The 17,392-nt window shown below is 65.3% G+C and carries 17 protein-coding genes and 1 riboswitch; of the genes, 2 read left to right on the top strand and 15 right to left on the bottom strand.

Translation table 11 applies throughout. The annotated features are described in order from the left end of the window. Window positions 1–733: 733 nt before the first annotated feature. From Y887_RS07285 to Y887_RS07310, 6 genes are all read right to left on the bottom strand, one after another. Window positions 734–2,314 (bottom strand): CocE/NonD family hydrolase, encoded by a 1,581-nt coding sequence (locus Y887_RS07285; protein ID WP_046963709.1) that lies wholly within the window; start codon window positions 2,312–2,314, stop codon window positions 734–736. Window positions 2,315–2,481: 167 nt separating this feature from the next. Continuing rightward, window positions 2,482–3,456 carry a thiamine-phosphate kinase gene (thiL, locus tag Y887_RS07290; RefSeq protein ID WP_046963710.1) on the bottom strand — a complete coding sequence of 325 codons (975 nt, stop codon included), beginning with the start codon at window positions 3,454–3,456 and terminating at the stop codon, window positions 2,482–2,484. Window positions 3,457–3,678: 222 nt separating this feature from the next. Beyond that, window positions 3,679–4,149, bottom strand: a complete 471-nt coding sequence (gene nusB, locus Y887_RS07295) for a transcription antitermination factor NusB (protein ID WP_005997266.1) — start codon at window positions 4,147–4,149, stop codon at window positions 3,679–3,681. Then, window positions 4,146–4,610 (bottom strand): 6,7-dimethyl-8-ribityllumazine synthase, encoded by a 465-nt coding sequence (gene ribH / locus Y887_RS07300; protein WP_003490334.1) that lies wholly within the window; start codon window positions 4,608–4,610, stop codon window positions 4,146–4,148. The genes nusB and ribH overlap by 4 nt, the downstream gene beginning before the upstream one ends. A 244-nt stretch (window positions 4,611–4,854) precedes the next feature. Then, window positions 4,855–5,994 (bottom strand): 3,4-dihydroxy-2-butanone-4-phosphate synthase, encoded by a 1,140-nt coding sequence (ribB, locus tag Y887_RS07305; protein WP_046963711.1) that lies wholly within the window; start codon window positions 5,992–5,994, stop codon window positions 4,855–4,857. Further along, the gene (locus tag Y887_RS07310) at window positions 5,991–6,593 is read right to left on the bottom strand and encodes a riboflavin synthase (RefSeq protein ID WP_046963712.1); all 603 of its coding nucleotides are present in this window, start codon (window positions 6,591–6,593) and stop codon (window positions 5,991–5,993) included. The genes ribB and Y887_RS07310 overlap by 4 nt, the downstream gene beginning before the upstream one ends. Before the next feature lie 167 nt (window positions 6,594–6,760). Next, window positions 6,761–6,933, bottom strand: a riboswitch (FMN riboswitch). A 218-nt stretch (window positions 6,934–7,151) separates the two neighbouring features. Between Y887_RS07310 and Y887_RS07315 the strand changes: the two genes are divergently transcribed. Further along, window positions 7,152–7,775, top strand: a complete 624-nt coding sequence (locus tag Y887_RS07315) for an outer membrane beta-barrel protein (protein WP_046963713.1) — start codon at window positions 7,152–7,154, stop codon at window positions 7,773–7,775. A gap of 335 nt (window positions 7,776–8,110) precedes the next feature. On the opposite strand, the gene Y887_RS21425 is transcribed toward Y887_RS07315, so the two are convergent. The 7 genes from Y887_RS21425 to Y887_RS07350 all read right to left on the bottom strand — a co-directional run bounded on the left by Y887_RS21425 (window position 8,111) and on the right by Y887_RS07350 (window position 13,434). Beyond that, a complete protein-coding gene (locus Y887_RS21425; protein WP_046963714.1) occupies window positions 8,111–8,581 on the bottom strand; it encodes a methyltransferase in 471 nt (156 codons plus the stop codon). A gap of 63 nt (window positions 8,582–8,644) precedes the next feature. Next, on the bottom strand, window positions 8,645–9,130 hold the full coding sequence (locus Y887_RS07325) for a hypothetical protein (protein WP_245879508.1): 486 nt from the start codon (window positions 9,128–9,130) through the stop codon (window positions 8,645–8,647). Between the two features lie 137 nt (window positions 9,131–9,267). Continuing rightward, entirely contained in the window at window positions 9,268–10,362 is a 1,095-nt protein-coding gene (gene ribD, locus Y887_RS07330) for a bifunctional diaminohydroxyphosphoribosylaminopyrimidine deaminase/5-amino-6-(5-phosphoribosylamino)uracil reductase RibD (protein ID WP_046963716.1), read from the bottom strand. Further along, window positions 10,359–10,835, bottom strand: coding sequence for a GNAT family N-acetyltransferase (locus Y887_RS07335; protein WP_046963717.1), 477 nt, complete (start codon window positions 10,833–10,835; stop codon window positions 10,359–10,361). The genes ribD and Y887_RS07335 overlap by 4 nt, the downstream gene beginning before the upstream one ends. Window positions 10,836–10,839: 4 nt before the next feature. Continuing rightward, window positions 10,840–11,364 (bottom strand): transcriptional regulator NrdR, encoded by a 525-nt coding sequence (nrdR, locus tag Y887_RS07340; protein WP_005997276.1) that lies wholly within the window; start codon window positions 11,362–11,364, stop codon window positions 10,840–10,842. Between the two features lie 102 nt (window positions 11,365–11,466). Continuing rightward, window positions 11,467–12,735, bottom strand: a complete 1,269-nt coding sequence (gene glyA / locus Y887_RS07345) for a serine hydroxymethyltransferase (RefSeq protein ID WP_046963718.1) — start codon at window positions 12,733–12,735, stop codon at window positions 11,467–11,469. Between the two features lie 189 nt (window positions 12,736–12,924). Further along, on the bottom strand, window positions 12,925–13,434 hold the full coding sequence (locus Y887_RS07350) for an RcnB family protein (RefSeq protein ID WP_046963721.1): 510 nt from the start codon (window positions 13,432–13,434) through the stop codon (window positions 12,925–12,927). 225 nt (window positions 13,435–13,659) lie between these two features. On the opposite strand from Y887_RS07350, the gene ettA reads away from it, so the two are divergent. Then, a complete protein-coding gene (gene ettA, locus Y887_RS07355) occupies window positions 13,660–15,321 on the top strand; it encodes an energy-dependent translational throttle protein EttA (protein ID WP_005997279.1) in 1,662 nt (553 codons plus the stop codon). Window positions 15,322–15,427: 106 nt separating this feature from the next. Here ettA and def read toward each other — a convergent pair whose 3' ends face one another. Together def and arsC are read right to left on the bottom strand one after the other, a co-directional pair. After that, window positions 15,428–15,943 carry a peptide deformylase gene (gene def, locus Y887_RS07360; protein WP_046963719.1) on the bottom strand — a complete coding sequence of 172 codons (516 nt, stop codon included), beginning with the start codon at window positions 15,941–15,943 and terminating at the stop codon, window positions 15,428–15,430. A 340-nt stretch (window positions 15,944–16,283) separates the two neighbouring features. Continuing rightward, entirely contained in the window at window positions 16,284–16,706 is a 423-nt protein-coding gene (gene arsC, locus Y887_RS07365; protein WP_046963720.1) for an arsenate reductase (glutaredoxin), read from the bottom strand. Between the last annotated feature and the right edge of the window lie 686 nt (window positions 16,707–17,392).

The following is a 17,392-nucleotide window of genomic DNA, read 5'->3' on the forward strand; positions in this document are numbered from 1 at the left end:
GCGGCATCCATGCCGCCACATGGTCCCGGAACCGGCCAGGGCAGTGCGCCTTTCGAATTGGTTGGGTGCGGATGGAACGGCGACATGCAGTGGCGCAGACAGATCACTTGTGGGGTTGATCGAGCTGATGCGGCTGACGACTCAGCTACAGACGTAACGACATGATTGCTGGGAGTACATTTTTTTATGTGTGGGCTCTTCCCACAAGAAAAGCGAGGAGTAGAAACTCATCTGCTCGCCACAGCACCGCACGCAAACGATACCCTGCTTTTAACCACGCATATCGACACTCTCGAGTGGCCCTTGCCCGCCCACCGTCGCGGGACCTTATGCGGCATGGATGCCGCATAAGAGCCTACAAGGACGTACTTGCGGCGTGTCCTGCGATGGTGGGCGGGTAAGGGCCCTGCAGCGACCGCACAGATCAGCGGCTTGTCGCCGTCGCTCATCGAATGCAAACGACGTGGAAAAGTACAAGCGCGCTTTGGCAACATCTGAAAACCCAAGCCAGCGTGATCGCAGGACGCGTTGCCCTGCCCACTAGCGAAATACGCCGTCAACCGATCACTCAGAGCTCCCTAGCGGCATCCATGCCGCCAAGTGGCCACGAGAAAATCCCACTTGTTCGCAATCTGCACACGAACCTCCCAATTGCGGTCGCAAGACGACAGCGCTTCCTGGCGATCATCCATCCGATGCAGTGCCAACGAAGGCCAAGCGTTGTCCTGACGCCTTACCGCAGCGGTAGGTTCAACACCGAGGGCGTTGCCACCGGCGAGGTGAACGTCACCGTGCCGCCGCCATCGCTTGCATCGGTGTAGCGCGCATCGCGGGTATCGATGACCAGCACCAATCGCTGGCCTGCAGGGATTTCGGCGGCAGCGGCCTGCAGCGACCAGTCCAGTGTCACCGCGCGGCCGGGCGTTGCATCGCGCAGCGAGTACGGCGCATGCGTGATCAACGAGGCAACGCCCAGCGCGTCCATGCGGTACAGGTAGGCAAACAGGCTCACCTTCGCTTGCGTGGGCACCACCGTGATGCGCAGCGACGGGCTACCCGCCAGCCGACGCATGTTGCTCGCCGGCGACCCGACCCACACCGCCGCGCCAGCGCGCGCGACCAGCGGAATCGAGGTGGTCACCGGCAAGCCGATCCCCTGCAACAGGCCACTGACCAGCACCACGCCCGAGTCGGCCAGTGTCGGCACATCGGTGGCAATGCGGGACTGCCATCCGCTGGCAGTGCCGGCGGTCAACCCACCGGTAGGGCTGAGCAACCCGGATGGTGCAGACAGGCCCAGGCGCGTGCTGCCCTGCTGGACCGATGTCCAATCCGGATACGCCAGCCATTGCCCGGGGCGCGGCGACAGTCGCACCGGCGCTTCGGTATCCACGCCGTTGCGTACCTGCTTGAGATGGCGATCGAACCAACGCGTGGCGGCGGTGTAAACCTCGTTGGGCAGGCCCAGGGCGCCGGGCAGTTCCGTGGTGGCGTGATCGCCCTGGCTCAGCAGCAATTGCTTGGGCCCGCGCAGCTGGTTGAAGAAGGCGATGGTCTGATTCGGCGGGAACAAGCCGTCGTTGAAGGCATTGCCCAACAGCACCGCGGTACCGCGCGCGTTGAGTGCGGCCACGTCGGTGACCGGGCTGCGTGAGGCGGCCTTGGGCAGAAATCCCTGCACTGCGCCGTCGAAATCGCCCTGCGCCACTTTCGTACCGATCTGCGCCAGATCCGGGCCAGCGCGTCCGGTCAACGCGCCTGCGCCGACCAGCAACCCGACGCCTTGCTGGCTGACGGTGCGATTGGAATACAGCGACGCCTCCAGATCGGCCCAGCCACTGAGCGCGGCCACCGCCTTGATGCGCGGGTCGCGCTCGGCGGCCAGCAAGCTGATGCCCGCGCCGTAGGAAATGCCGGACGCGCCGATCGCATCCGGATTGGCCGGCGTGTGCGCCAGCGCCCAATCGATGACCGCACTGACGTCTTCCACGGTGTCCGGACCGGCGATGTCGATCTGCCCGGCCGAATCCCAGAACCCGCGCGAGGTGTAGCTGACGACAACATAGCCATCGCTGGCCAGCTGGGTGGCGCGGCCCAGATATTCCAGATTGGGCAACGACCAACTGGCCGGCATCACGATCAACGGAAACGGCCCGCTTCCCTGCCCCTGCGGCACGAGCACCAGCGCCCCCATCGGCGCGCCATCCCAGCCGGGGATGCGCTCGTAAGTCTTGCTGAAGGCGCCTGCCACGGCCGACGCCGACGACACCAGCAACGCAACTGCGGCGATGCCACGGATCCAAGCCTTGTTCATGCTGTTCTCTCCCACGCGGAGCCGGGCCGGGATAGCCCAGCGGCAACTGCCATGCATCCGTGGTTCGGGGGAGAACCTGGCGAACGTACCAGACGGTACGGTATGGATTCAAGGCCGGGAGCCGGGCCGTCATGACCCACCAGCGCCGCGGCATCAGCCGCCAATCGTCAACCGACGAAGTGCTGATACCCACGTTGGGACGGTTGCCAGGGATGGCCGTCGGCGGCGTGCACCACCACGCCCGGCGCTGCGACGATCTGGCCGATGCGCGTGGCAGCCACGTCGGCAAACGCCATTGCCTGCAGCACGGTGTCGCGGTGCTGCGGCGCGGCGGTGAAACACAGTTCGTAGTCGTCGCCGCCGCCCAATTGCCAGCCGATGCACTGCGCTGCGCTGATTGCGTCGCTGCGCGGCATCTGCGGCAGCTCGGTCAACGCCAGCTGCGCGCCCACGCCACTGCGCTCGCACAGATGGCCCAGATCGGCCAGCAGACCGTCGGAGATATCGACACAGGCATGCGCAAGCCCACGCAGCCGCAAACCCGCCTGCACGCGCGGCTGCGGACGCAGCAACCGGACGCGCCATGCTTCGTGCAGCCGATCGGCCGCCACATGCGTGACATCCAACGTACCGGCCTGCCAGAGCGACAAGGCCGCCGCCGCTTCGCCAAGCTGCCCGGTCACCCACACGTCATCGCCCACGCGCGCGCCATCGCGACGCAGCGCAGCCCCTGGCGGCACGCTACCGATCGCGGTGACCGCGCACGACAACGGACCGCGGGTGGTATCGCCGCCGACCAGCGCAATGCCGTGCGCATCGGCGAGCGCGAAGAATCCATCGGCAAATGCGTCCACCCACGCCAGATCGTCGTGCGGCAGCGACAGCGACAAGGTGCACCAGCGCGGTTGCGCGCCCATCGCCGCAAGGTCGGACAGGTTCACCGCCAGCGTCTTCCAGCCCAGATCCTCGGGCAGCGTTTCGTGCGGAAAATGCACACCGGCATTGAGCGTGTCGGCGGTGATGGCCAGCTGCTCGCCGGCCGGCGGCTGCAGCAGCGCTGCGTCGTCGCCGATGCCCAACGGCACATCGGCACGGGCGGCGATGCGCGCACGCAGACGAGCAATCAGATCGAATTCGGGCATGTGACCGGCCGGGAGTGGGGATTTGGCATTCGGGATTGGTAGCAGCAGGCGGTGTGAGGTCCGACACGACAGCTGGCCAGCCGTCCTATCGAAGGATGCGACAGCGCAGACGTGGTGGATCAACTCAAGGCTGCGTTACTCAAGCGAAGGCGCTCGCACCTTCCATCGGCGGGACCGCCGCTCGCTGCCAATCCCGAATCACGAATGCCGAATCTCGGCGCCTCAGGCGCCCGACTCGACCTTGCGCCACTCCACCGCAGCGCGATCCAGCACGCCGTTGACATAGGTGTGGCCGTGTTCGGAGCCGAAGCGCTTGGCGGTTTCGATCGCTTCGTTGATCACCACGCGGTAGGGCACGTCCTGGCGATACAGCAGCTCGTAGGCAGCCAGGCGCAGCACCGCGCGCTCGATCGCGTCGACCTCTTCCACGCCGCGATCCAGGTACGGCGTCAACGCGGTATCCAGTTCCGCGCGATGGGTGAGCACGCCTTCCACCAGACTTTCGAAGTACGCCAGGTCGGCCACTTCGTGCGCCTGCTCATGTGCAAACTGGCCAATCACCTGCTTGGCAAAGCCGCCTGAGATCTGCCAGGCATACACCGCCTGCAACGCACGGCGGCGTGCACGCGAGCGCAGCACCGGGTCGATGCCGTCGCGACGGCCGTGGCGGGCATGTCCACCGGACTTGCTCATGGCAACAACTCCATCAAATTCACCAGTTCCAGCGCGGCAAGCGCGCATTCCTCGCCCTTGTTGCCATGGCTGCCGCCGGCACGCGCCTCGGCATCTTCCACCCGCTCGACCGCCAGCACGCCGTTGAGCACCGGCACGCCGGTCTGCAGCTGCACGCTCATCAGGCCTTCGGCGCACAGGTCGGCCACGTGTTCGTAGTGGCGGGTATCGCCACGGATCACGCAGCCCAGCGCAATGATCGCGCCGTGCTGGCCAGACTGCGCCACCCGGTTGGCGGCGATCGGAATTTCCCAGGCGCCGGGCACGCGGATCACGTCGATGGCGTCCTCGCCGATGCCGTTGCCGGCCAGGCTCTGGCGCGCGCCGGCAACCAGCACGTCGGTGATACGGGCATTCCAGCGGCTGGCGATGATCGCAAAGCGCGCGGTGGTGGGGCGAAGATCGCCTTCGTAGTGGGTCATGCGGGTCGGCAACTCGAGGGGGCGGGAAGTTTAACAGCTGCCGGGCCCGGGCCCGGCCGACATCTACGGCAGCGGCCCGCCGAAGCAGGCACTGCCGGGGCGCCCGGGACACCGGGGCGCACCGCTGCAGCGCGTTGCGCCAGCGGCATGCGGTCGGCGATGGACCACGGGCGAGAGCACTGCCACCCGCTGCTTCGACACCCGCACCCGCCGGCAACCCCGCGCTGCCGGGACTGGATTGCGCTTACGGCACCGCTGTCGGCAGCACCGAACGCACCGCTTCGCCCGGGTGGCATTCCAGATACTCCACCACCTCCAGCCCGAAGCCGGCCAGGCCGACCTGGCGGCGCGGGGTTCCCAGCACGCGCAGCTTGCCCAGGCCGAGCTCGGCCAGGATCTGCGCGCCGGCCCCATTGCGCCGCCACTGGCTGACGTCCTTGGCATTGGCGGCGGCTTCGGGCTGCTGGCGCAACCGTGCCAACAGCGATTCGCTGTCGCGCGGGGCCGACAGCACCACCATCACGCCCTGCCCTTCGGCGGAGATCGCACGCAAGGCATCGGTGGCGGCCACGCCGAAATCATCGCGCTGCCAATGCAGCAGATCGGCCAGCGGATTTTCCACCTGCACACGCACCAGGGTGGGCGTATGCGGATCGGCACTGCCGCGCACCAACGCAAAATGCAGGTCGTGCGCGATACGGTCGCGGTAGGTCACCAGTTTGAACGGGCCGAACTCGGTGGTGATGTCGCGTTCGTCCACCCGTTCGACGGTGTGCTCGTTGGCCAACCGGTAGGCGATCAGATCGGCGATCGAGCCCATCTTCAGCCCGTGCTCGTGCGCGAACACTTCCAGCTGCGGGCGGCGCGCCATGCTGCCGTCCGGGTTGAGCACTTCCACCAGCACACCGGCCGGTTCCAGCCCGGCCAGCATCGGCAGATCGCTGGCCGCTTCGGTGTGACCCGCACGGGTCAGCACGCCACCGGGCTGCGAAATCAGCGGGAAAATATGCCCTGGCTGGCTCAGATCCTGCGGTTTGGCATCCGGACGTACCGCGGTCCGCACCGTATGCGCACGGTCGTAGGCCGAAATACCGGTGGTCACGCCTTCTGCGGCCTCGATGCTGACGGTGAAGTTGGTCTGGAACTGCGCGGTGTTGTTGCGCACCATTGGCGCAAGACCGAGCTGCGCGCAGCGCTCGCGGGTCAGCGACAGGCACACCAGCCCACGCGCGTGGGTCACCATGAAATTGATGTCCGACGGCTTGACCAGCTCGGCGGCCATGATCAGATCGCCCTCGTTTTCGCGGTCTTCGTCGTCGACGATCACCACCATGCGCCCGGCACGCAACTCTTCGATCAGCTCGGGAACCGGCGCGAAATTCATGCCGCACCCCGCGTGCCGAGCAGGCGCTCGACATAGCGCGCCACCAGATCGATTTCCAGGTTCACCGCAGCGCCCACGGCAGTGGCCGCAAACGCGGTATTGGCGACCGTGTGCGGAATCAACGCCACTTCAAAGCCGGCCTCGTCCACGTCGTTGACGGTGAGGCTGACGCCGTCCACGCAGATCGAGCCCTTCTTGGCGACATAGCGCAATACCGCAGGCGCAGCGGCAAACCGCCAGCGCTGGGCACGCGCATCGTCATGCACCGATTGCACCTGACCCAGGCCATCGACGTGACCACTGACCAGATGCCCGCCGAGGCGATCGGTCGGGCGCATCGCACGCTCGAGATTGATCATCGCGCCTTCCGGCAACGTGCCCAAGGTGGTCAGCGACAGGGTTTCGGTGGAGGCATCGGCTTGAAAACTGCCCGCGTCGAACGCGATCACGGTCAGGCAGACGCCGTTGACGGCAATGCTTTCGCCGAGCTGCACCGCCTCGAACGGCAGGTTGCCGACGGCAAAGGTAAACCGCACATCGCCGCCCTGCGGCTGGCGCGCCGCCAGACGGCCCACGCCTTCAATGATTCCGGTAAACATCAGTGCGCCCCCGTGTGCGGCAACGCTCGGGGTGGCTTGGCGTAGTGGAGGGTCGCGATGCAACGCGACAGGTGATGCAAAGACATAGTCGTTTCTCGCAGAAGTTGAGCGAAAAACGCCGCAAGGCAAAGCAAACAGGCGCGCGCGCAGCCACAAGGCTGCGCGTTGGCCGTCTTCTTTCATCCGGACTATACCGTCGGCTCCGGCATCGGACCGGATCTGCTGACCTTCGCACTACCCCCGCATGACATGCCGGGCGCCGCCGCGAAGCGCTCGCGGGCTCGCACGCTTGCACGTGCCTACCGCCGGTGGGGAATCGCACCCCGCCCTGAAGACGTTCGTGAGTACCGGCGAACCGGATGGCGCAGTTTAACAGCGTGCACCGGCGTCATTGCTGACCACCGGCTAAGGCGAACAGGACGCTGTGTCGTGTCAGGAATTTCCCCATAGCCAGTTTTGTGAAGAGTCTGTTAAATTGCGCGCCGCGACGGGAGACGTCGCGCTCTTTTCCAGCCTGTCGGCCGGAAGACACGGACATCAACTCTAAAGAGAACACTCATGCGCACCACCCTGATTCTGGCTGCCCTGCTGGCCGCCTCCCCGTTTGCCGCCGCTGCTGAAGGCCTGAGCTACAGCTATGTCGAAGGCGGCTGGAACCGCACCGAAATCACCGTGAACGACGATTCGGACGACTTGGACGGCGGCTACCTGCGCGGTTCGTGGCAGATTGCCGAGCCGGTCTACCTGCTCGCCGGCTACCAGCGCGCCACCAAGGATTTCAACCTCGGCTCCGGCTTCGTGCTCGAAGGCACCTTGCAGCAGGCCAGCGTCGGCATCGGCTACCGCCAGGAAATGACCGAGCGCGTCGAATTCATCGCCGACATCAGCGTGCTGCGCTCCAAGGTCGAATCCGACCTGCGCCTGCGTGGCCGCTCGGTGGACGACTCCTCGGACACCAGTAGCCTCGGCTTCGGCAACCTCGGCCTGCGTGGCAAGCCCTCGCCGCGTACCGAAGCTTGGATCAAGGCCGGCTACATCGACGGCAGCGACGTGGACGAAGGCGAATTCGTCGGCACCCTCGGCGGCCAGGTCAATTTCACCAAGACCTGGGGCATCGTTGCCGAAGCGCAGTTCATCGACAACGCCAACCAGTACCGTGTCGGCGTGCGCGCAAGCTTCTGATCGACGCGCTGCAGCTACAAGAAAGGCTCCGCTTGCGGAGCCTTTCTTATGCCCGGTCCTTCCTGGCGCGATCAGCCCGACCTGACGGCAAAACGCTTCAACAAGGCAACTGGGTACCGATACTCTGCCGTCCGATCGAAACGCTGCTTGTACAGCGTTCGCAGCTGGAACGTGCGCCCCTGCGAAACTCCACACATCAGGTATGCGGCTGAAGCGCTCCACGACACTCCGGCGGCGGCGGCTGCACCTGCCATGTCCAACGTCGACAGGAACACACGGCAAAATCGCAGGGCGCCAGGTCAAGCGCACCAGTGCTCGACGTGCATGACGCGGATTCAGAGCCAGCGACGCACCGCTGCGCGGTACAGCGCATAGTCGGCCTGGAAGCGTGCCGACAGCCAGCGTTCCTCGGGCAGTATCTGAAACACCGTGACGTAGCCGATAAACAGCGCCACTGCGAGCAGGCCGAGCGGCTGCCCACGGCATATGACCCAGCCCAGCAATGCCAGGGCATAACCCAGGTACATCGGGTTACGCGAGTACCGATACAGCCCGGATGTCACCAAGACAGAGGATCGCTCCGGGTGCAGTGGATTGACCGTGGTACGCGCAGACCGAAACATGACTTTCGAGTACGCATTGATCGAAAGGCCAAGCACAAGGCACGCCACACCAATGCAAATGCAGACCCGCGAGGAAACAGCCCCCGGCAATCGCCACACCACGGCTGCAAGCACCACCAGCAGAATGGGCGGTGGAAGCCGCGTTTCTAGAGCCTGCAACAGCGCACGCACGCTTGCTGCCATTTGCAGCAGGAAATATCCATAAACCGGACCACGCGTTCGCCCCTCATACCCCACCGCATCCTGCTATTGATTGATCGTGGTTTCGATGACATCGACGATCTCACGCACGGGGAGTGTGAAAACGCCGGCGTCGCCGTCTTCAAAAGCCGCACGCCATGTTGTATAGCCCTCCAGATACTCCGGATTTGCCGGGGCATGCCCCACCAGCGTGGTCACGGAGCTTTCGAGTGTCGTTCGGGACACCGGAAAATGCGGCAACTCCGTCGAAACGGCATCGGGAGCACGCGCGTTCTTTACCCGCACGTCGCGGACGCTGATATGGAACACCTCGCCGATGTTCGGTTCGATCTCGATCCGGTTGATCAACAGCGTCGAACCCGGCTCCCCGGCCCGGTTGTGGTACTCCCAGACTTGTCCTTCCGCAAACTGCCGGTCTTGTGCAGTGGCCATGGTCATTGTGAGAAATCCAATGCATGAAGAAAGCGGAGTTTCGTCCGAGCAGTCCAAGAGCACATGGTGGTCGGCGGTGTGTTCAACCGTCGCCTGCATCGCTGGCCTCCTTCGGACCTGGCCTGCCCCAGGCAGGCCACGCATCCGGCAACGCTACCCCAACGCTTCAACGCTTGCAGGGCACGTGCGCTACAGGAACAGCATCCTGCAACGTGCTCTTGCGCCAGAGCCAGCATTCATTCGACGCCACCAGGCAGATAGCGCAGCCGCAGATCCTGGCCAAGCTGGCGCACATCGGCCAGATGCAGGGTGCGACGTTGCGCCATGGTGTCGATGCCAAGCCCGGCCAGCAGCGGTCTGGCGGTATCGCCCAGCAGCACCGGTGCCAAGTAGACCAGCAGTTCGTCGACCAGGCCGGCTTGCAGCAGCGCGCCGCTCAGCGTTGCACCGGCTTCTGCATGTACCTCGTTGATCCCGCGATCGGCCAGCAGCGCCAGCACCGCTCCCGGATCGAAACGCCCTTCCAGCAATGGCATCCCGACGAATTCGGCATTCTGCAGCGATGGCGCTTGCAGCGCATTGCCATGCAGGTAGAGCGTCGGCGCATCGCCCTGACGAATGGTCCCGCACTCCAAGGTGCGCAAGCGCGCATCCAGTACGACCCGCAACGGCGGCACGAAGGGCGTGTCATCGCCCAAGCGCACCGTCATCGCCGGATCGTCCGCCAGTACCGTGCCGGCACCGGTCAGGATGGCACCGGCACGCGCGCGCCAGCGTTGCACGTCGGCACGTGCGTGCGCACCGGTGATCCACTTGGAGTGCCCGTTGGCCAGCGCAGTGCGCCCATCCAGGCTGGCACCCAGCTTGACCCGCAGCCACGGGCGCCCACGCTCTACGCGCGAGAGGAACCCACGATTGAGTTCGCGCGCCTGCGCCTGCAGCACTCCTGTGACCACTTCGATCCCCGCCTCGCGCAGCAGTGCAAAGCCACCGCCGTTGACCTGCGGAAACGGGTCGGCCATCGCCGCAACCACGCGCGCCACGCCTGCCTCGATCAAGGCCAGTGCGCACGGCGGCGTGCGCCCGTAATGCGCGCACGGCTCCAATGTCACGTATGCAGTCGCTCCACGTGCATGCGCGCCGGCGGCACGCAACGCGAAGACTTCCGCATGCGGGCCACCGGCCCGCTGATGGAAGCCTTCGCCCACGCACACGCCATCGCGCACGATCACGCAGCCCACCATCGGATTGGGCCGCGTAGTGTATACACCACGTTCTGCCAGGCGCAGCGCCTGCGCCATCCAGCGGTGGTCGTCGGCCGTCACCTTCATTGCCTTGCTCCTTCGGGCGCGATGGCCATCACCACGATCTGCATCGGGCCAAGCAACAGCTCGGCATACGCGTGCCAGCCCAGTCGCCGATAAAAAGGCACCAGCGCCGGCTGGCAATACAGATACAGAAGCGGCACACGCAATTGCGCGGCGGCGCGCACGCAATGCGCCACCAGTGCTTCGCCGATGCCCTGCCCGCGCGCCTGCGGCTGCACATACAGCGATGCCAGCCAGGGCGACCATTGGCGGATGCGATCGTCGTCGTTCTCCAGCAGGCTGACCGAACCGAGCCAGTGCGACTGATCGAGCGCGACCCAGGTGGCGGGAATCACGCCATCGCGCGTATGCCTGCGCAGTTCGCTCAACGCTTCATCGATCGTCCAGTCCGGCAACAGGCTGCCGAAGGCCTGCAGATGCGCCTGCGCGATGGCAGGCAGATGCTCTGGCGTGTCCGCCACGCAGGCGATGCGCATGCGCTCAGCGCTTGCCGGGCTTGCCGGCACGTTCCAGCGCCGCTTCCAGCAGCGGCAGTTGCTCGCTGCCCACCGGAAGCTCGCGCTCGAGCTTTTCGATTTCTTCGCGGAAGTCGGCCACGTCCTGGAAGCTGCGATACACCGAGGCGAACCGCACATAGCCCACATGATCGAGCTTGCGCAGCTCCACCATCACGTATTCGCCCACCCGCAGCGAGCCCACTTCGCGCTCGCCGGACATGCGCAGCTGATGCACCACCGCGCGCACCGCCGCTTCGATCTGTTCTTCGGACACCGGGCGCTTTTGCAGCGCGCGGTCGAAGCTGGTCCGCAGCTTGCGCGCGTCGAACGCCTCGCGCCCGCCATCGCTCTTGACGACGGTGGGCAACTTCAATTCGATCGTTTCCAGCGTACTGAAACGTTCGCCACAGGCCTCGCACTCGCGGCGCCGACGAATCGTCGTGCCGTCTTCGGACACCCGCGAATCGATCACGCGGGTGTCGTTGTGCTGGCAAAAGGGGCAGTGCATCAGGTCGCCGAGATTGGGAAGTGGGGATTGGGGATTGGCAACAGCAGGGGCAAGGACGCGCTTGCCGCGCATCCCCAATCCCGAATCACCAATCCCGGCACTTCAGCCATACACCGGATAACGCTTGCATTGCGCGGTCACTGCGTCGCGCACCTTGGCCAGCACGGCTTCATCGCTCGGTGCATCCAGCACGTCGGCGATCCAGTTGGCCAGGTCGATGCTGTCCTGCTCCTTGTAACCGCGCGTGGTGATCGCCGGGGTGCCCAGGCGCAGGCCCGAGGTGACGAACGGCGAGCGCGGGTCGTTGGGCACCGAGTTCTTGTTGACGGTGATGTGCGCCTTGCCGAGCGCGGCCTCTGCATCCTTGCCGGAGACATCGCGACCGATCATGTCCACCAGCATCAGGTGATTTTCGGTGCCGCCGGACACGATCTTGTAGCCGCGCGCGATCAGCGTGTTGGCCATCGCCTGGGCGTTCTTGACCACCTGCTGCTGGTAGGTCTTGAACGCGGGCTCCAGGGCTTCCTTGAACGCAACCGCCTTGGCCGCGATCACGTGCATCAGCGGGCCGCCCTGGATACCGGGGAACACGATCGACTGCAGCTTCTTCTGCAGTTCTTCGCTCGCGCCCTTGGCCACGATGATGCCGCCGCGCGGGCCGCGCAGGGTCTTGTGCGTGGTCGAGGTGACCACGTGCGCATGCTCCAGCGGGCTGGGGTACACGCCGGCGGCGACCAGGCCGGCCACGTGCGCCATGTCCACGAACAGATACGCACCGACGCTGTCGGCGATGGCGCGGAAGCGCGCCCAGTCGATCTTCTGCGAGTACGCAGAGAAACCGGCCACCACCATCTTCGGCTTGTGCTCGGTGGCCAGGCGCTGGACCTCGTCATAATCGATCAGGCCCTGCTCGTTGACGCCGTACTGCACCGCGTTGAACAGCTTGCCGGAGACGTTGACCTTAGCACCGTGGGTCAGGTGACCGCCGTGGGCCAGGCTCATGCCCAGGATGGTGTCGCCGGGCTGCAGCAGCGCCAGATACACCGCCTGGTTGGCCTGCGAGCCGCTGTGCGGCTGCACGTTGGCGTACATATCTTCCGTGGAGCCCGCACCAAACACCTGCTTGATGCGGTCGATCGCCAGTTGCTCGGCAATGTCGACGAACTCGCAACCGCCGTAGTAACGCTTGCCCGGATAGCCTTCGGCGTACTTGTTGGTCAGCTGGCTGCCCTGGGCTTCCATCACCAGGGCGCTGCAGTAGTTCTCGCTGGCGATCAGTTCGACATGATCCTCCTGGCGGCCGACTTCAGCGGCGATGGCCTTGGCCAGTTCGGGGTCGTAGGTTTCCAGTCGGACGTCGCGCGAGAACATTCGAAACTCCGGGGCAGCTGCAGCCAGTAGGGCCGCCGATTGTAAGCCCCCGCCGCACGGGTGACCAATCGCGCTGCTGGCGGACATGGGCCTGATCGGTCGGCGCACCGCGCAAACGACAAAGGCGCACCGAAGTGCGCCTTTGCGTGATGGCTGGCCCGATTGCTCGGCAGCCGGCCGGCTGCCTGCTCAGTTGTTGAGGACCAGGTCGGCAATCACACCGGTGGCGATGGCGACCAGCAGCAGGTTGCCGGTGTTGTCGCGCTGCCAACGGTAGCCGTACGGCGGGCGGCGCAGGTTGTAGCGGTCGTAGTCGTTGATCACATAGACCGGGCCGTGGTACCGCTGGCCGCGGGCCCAGTACGGGCGCGGCGGCGGGCCGGCGCGGTAGTAACTGGGGCGATCGTAGACATAGACCCGGTTGCGGTCGTAGCGACGGTCCTGATAACGGGCATCGCGATAGCCCTCGCGGTAGCCGCTGCTGTAGTAGCGGCGGTCGTCGCGACGGTCATCGCGCCAGTCGCGGCGATCGCCGCGCCAATCGCCACGGTGATCGCGACCGCGGTCGTGGCGATCGTCGCGGTCGTGGCCACGACGGTCGTGGCCGCGGCCCCAGTCGTCGGCAAACGCTGCCGGAGCCACCGAGCCCAGCGCCAGGATGGAAGAAAGCACAACAGTGACGATGTGTTTGCGGTTCATGACCAGCTCCTGTTTGCGATGTCGCAATTTCATTAAGACGCTGCCCGCCTTAACGCATTCTTGCTGGAATCGGTTACGAAAATCCCTATTCAGGTAATAGGTAGGCTGCCGTTTAGCTAGCTTCCACCCGGCGCGGCTCCGGGCGCTTGGCCGTATAATCGGCGCAATCCCTTTTCCGCTGCCTCCGGCCCCGGCCGGTGGGCTGCCTGCGTCCACGGAGCACCCATGTCGCAATATATCTACACCATGAACCGCGTCAGCAAGGTGGTCCCGCCCAAGCGGCAGATCATCAAGGACATCTCGCTGAGCTTTTTCCCGGGCGCCAAGATCGGCCTGCTGGGCCTGAACGGCGCCGGCAAGTCCACGGTGCTGAAGATCATGGCCGGCGTGGACACCGATTTCGAGGGCGAAGCCCGTCCGCAGGCCGGCATCAAGGTCGGCTACCTGGCCCAGGAACCGCAGCTCAATCCCGAGCACACCGTGCGCGAGGCGGTCGAGGAAGGCGTGGGCGACGTACTGCAGGCCCAGGCGGCGCTGGATGCGGTGTATCTGGCCTATGCCGAGGAAGGCGCCGATTTCGACGCCCTGGCCAAGGAGCAGGAGCGCCTGGAGGCGATCCTGGCCGCCGGCGATGCGCACACCCTGGAAAACCAGCTGGATGTGGCCGCCGATGCGCTGCGCCTGCCGCCGTGGGATGCCATCGTCGGCAAGCTGTCCGGTGGCGAAAAGCGTCGCGTGGCGCTGTGCCGCCTGCTGCTGCAGAAGCCGGACATGCTGCTGCTCGACGAACCGACCAACCACCTGGACGCCGAATCGGTGGAATGGCTGGAGCAGTTCCTGGCGCGCTACACCGGCACGGTGGTGGCGGTGACCCATGATCGCTACTTCCTGGACAACGCCGCCGAGTGGATCCTGGAACTGGACCGCGGCCGCGGCATTCCGTGGAAGGGCAACTACACCGACTGGCTGACCCAGAAGGACGAGCGCCTCAAGCAGGAAGACAACCAGGAAAAGTCACGCCAGAAGGCGATCCAGAAGGAACTGGAATGGTCGCGGCAGAACGCCAAGGGCGGCCGTACCAAGGGCAAGGCGCGTCTGGCCCGCCTGGAAGAGCTGCAGTCGGTGGACTACCAGCGCCGCAACGAGACCAATGAAATCTTCATCCCGCCGGGCGAGCGCCTGGGCAACTCGGTGATGGAGTTCAAGAACGTGTCCAAGAAGTTCGGCGACCGCCTGCTGATCGACAACCTGTCGATGATCGTGCCGCCCGGCGCCATCGTCGGCATCATCGGCCCCAACGGCGCCGGTAAGTCGACCCTGTTCAAGATGATCACCGGCCAGGAAAAGCCCGACTCCGGCGAAATCGTAGTCGGCCCGACCGTGCAGCTGTCCTACGTGGACCAGAGCCGTGACGCGCTGGAGGGCAACCACAACGTGTTCCAGGAAATCGCCGGCGGCCTGGATATCCTCAACATCAATGGCGTGGAGATCCAGTCGCGCGCCTACATCGGCCGCTTCAACTTCAAGGGCCAGGACCAGCAGAAGATGGTCGGCTCGCTGTCCGGTGGTGAGCGCGGTCGTCTGCACATGGCCAAGACGCTGCTGCAGGGCGGCAACGTGCTGCTGCTCGACGAACCGTCCAACGACCTGGATATCGAAACGCTGCGTGCGCTGGAAGATGCGTTGCTGGAATTCCCGGGCAACACCTTCGTGATTTCGCATGATCGCTGGTTCCTCGACCGTATCGCCACGCACATCCTGTCGTTCGAAGGCGAGTCGCACGTGGAGTTCTTCCAGGGCAACTACCGCGAGTACGAAGAAGACAAGCGCCGCCGCATGGGCGATGACGCAGGTCCCAAGCGTCTGCGCTTCAAGGCGCTGAAGTAAGTACGACAAGGGCGCCGAAAGGCGCCCTTTTTACATCCCAGGTACAGTGCCGTCCCGCCTCGACCGTGCCGCCGCCGAAGATGAGACGCGCAGCGCGACCGCTGCGCTACAAGTCGTAGGACAACACGTCTTCGAAACCGAAGGTATCGAAATTTTCGATGCGCGAGGGATACAGGCGGCCAACCAGATGGTCGTATTCATGCTGTACCACGCGTGCGTGGAAGCCTTCGGCCTCGCGTTCGATCGGGCTGCCGTCGGGGGCGAAGCCGCGATAGCGGATATGGCGGTAACGCGGGATCACCGCGCGCAGGCCGGGAATCGACAGACAGCCTTCCCAGCCATTTTCCATCTCGTCCGACAGCGGCTCGATCTGCGCATTCGCCAAGGCCGTGCGCGGCACCGTGGGCGCGTCCGGATAACGTTCGCTGACTTCAAAACCGAACACCATCAATTGCAGGTCCACCGCGATCTGCGGAGCGGCCAGACCGACGCCCCGCGCGTCGTCCATGGTCTCGAACATGTCGGCCACCAAGGCATGCAAGTCGGCACTGCCCAGGTCGGTCACCGGTGGCGCCACGCGCAGCAGGCGCTTGTCGCCCATGCGGATAATCTCGCGAATCATGTCGATGCTCCTCAAAAACGATACGGCGATCTTAGAACGGCCACCACACGCTGGCGAGCGGCTGCCAGGCAGGTGTGCACCGCGCCGATCGGCGTGGACGAGTGCCACATGACGTCCCTGGCACCGGCCGCGCCTGACGGTGGTCGCACAGTCGCTTGGTTGGTCGCTTCCAGCGCGGTAGATACCGTGTGGTAGCGGTGCAATCCATGACTCCGATGACGTTGGCGCCAAGCGCCGATCCGCCCTGCCCGGTCATCGCGCGACGGCGTCATTGGATGCGCGCAGCGTGAAAGAGGCAGAACCGGTAGCGGCGCAGTGATGACTGCGATCGCTGCGGCGCTCAGGCGCCGATCCGTTGGCCGGTCTCGTCCAGCACGCGTTCGCCGTCTTCCTTGACGAACGCACCGGTGGCTGGTGGCAACAGGTCGAGCACCTGCTCGGATGGACGGCACAGGCGCGTACCCAGCGGGGTTTGCACGAACGGTCGATTGATCAGGATCGGATGCGCGAGCATCGCGCTCAGCAGCGCGGCGTCATCCAGCGCGGGATCGTCGAGTCCCAGCTCCAGATACGGCGTGCCCTTCTGGCGCAGGGCATCGCGCACCGACAGGCCGGCATCGGCAATCAGCGACTGCAGCGTCTGCCGGTCTGGCGGGTACCGCAGGTACTCGACGATCTGCGGTTCGATGCCGGTATGGCGGATCAGGGCGAGCGTGTTGCGCGACGTGCCGCAAGCGGGGTTGTGGTAGATGACGGCGTGCATGGGGACTTGGTGCGCGGAGTAGCCGAGACTTTAACGCGCCGAGATCCAATGGCACGCACTGCGTGCAGAAGCAGCACAAGTGACGCGCAGAAAGCGCTTACGCGGCTGCGGGTGCGGGCATCTCTCCAGCAGCGCACCAAGGCGCGGCTTGCGGGTGTTGGTGCAACCGCGCTGTTTGCGCGGACCGGGCCGCTGGCCGGGGTGGACTGCAACCCTTTCCCGTCGGGGTGAGAAGGCACGGTTTGCGCACCACTGGCGCGCGTGCCCTGGAGCGCCCGCGTCGCAAACGCGGGCTGGGGCGCGGAGCGGGGATTGGGGTGAGGGTACGGAGCGAAGCCCAGGCGTACCCGATCCCTGCTCTCAAGCTCCACCAGGCTTCGCACGTACCCTCATCCGCCCCTTCGGGGCACCTTCTCCCGATGGGAGAAGGAGTAAGTCGTCCGGACCTTGGCGGGCGTGCAACATAGCCCCTCTCCCCCCGGGAGAGGGGTTGGGGTGAGGGTGCAGGAGCGAAGCACAGGTGCACTCGCATCACTGCTCTCACCTGCCACTAGGCTTCGCTCGTACCCTCATCCGCCCCTTCGGGGCACCTTCTCCCGATGGGAGAAGGAGTAAGTCGTCCGGACCTTGGCGGGCGTGCAACATAGCCCCTCTCCCCCCGGGAGAGCAACTGTCTTGATCAACTG

It is taken from the genome of Xanthomonas pisi DSM 18956 (genome assembly GCF_001010415.1).
Classification (GTDB): domain Bacteria; phylum Pseudomonadota; class Gammaproteobacteria; order Xanthomonadales; family Xanthomonadaceae; genus Xanthomonas; species Xanthomonas pisi.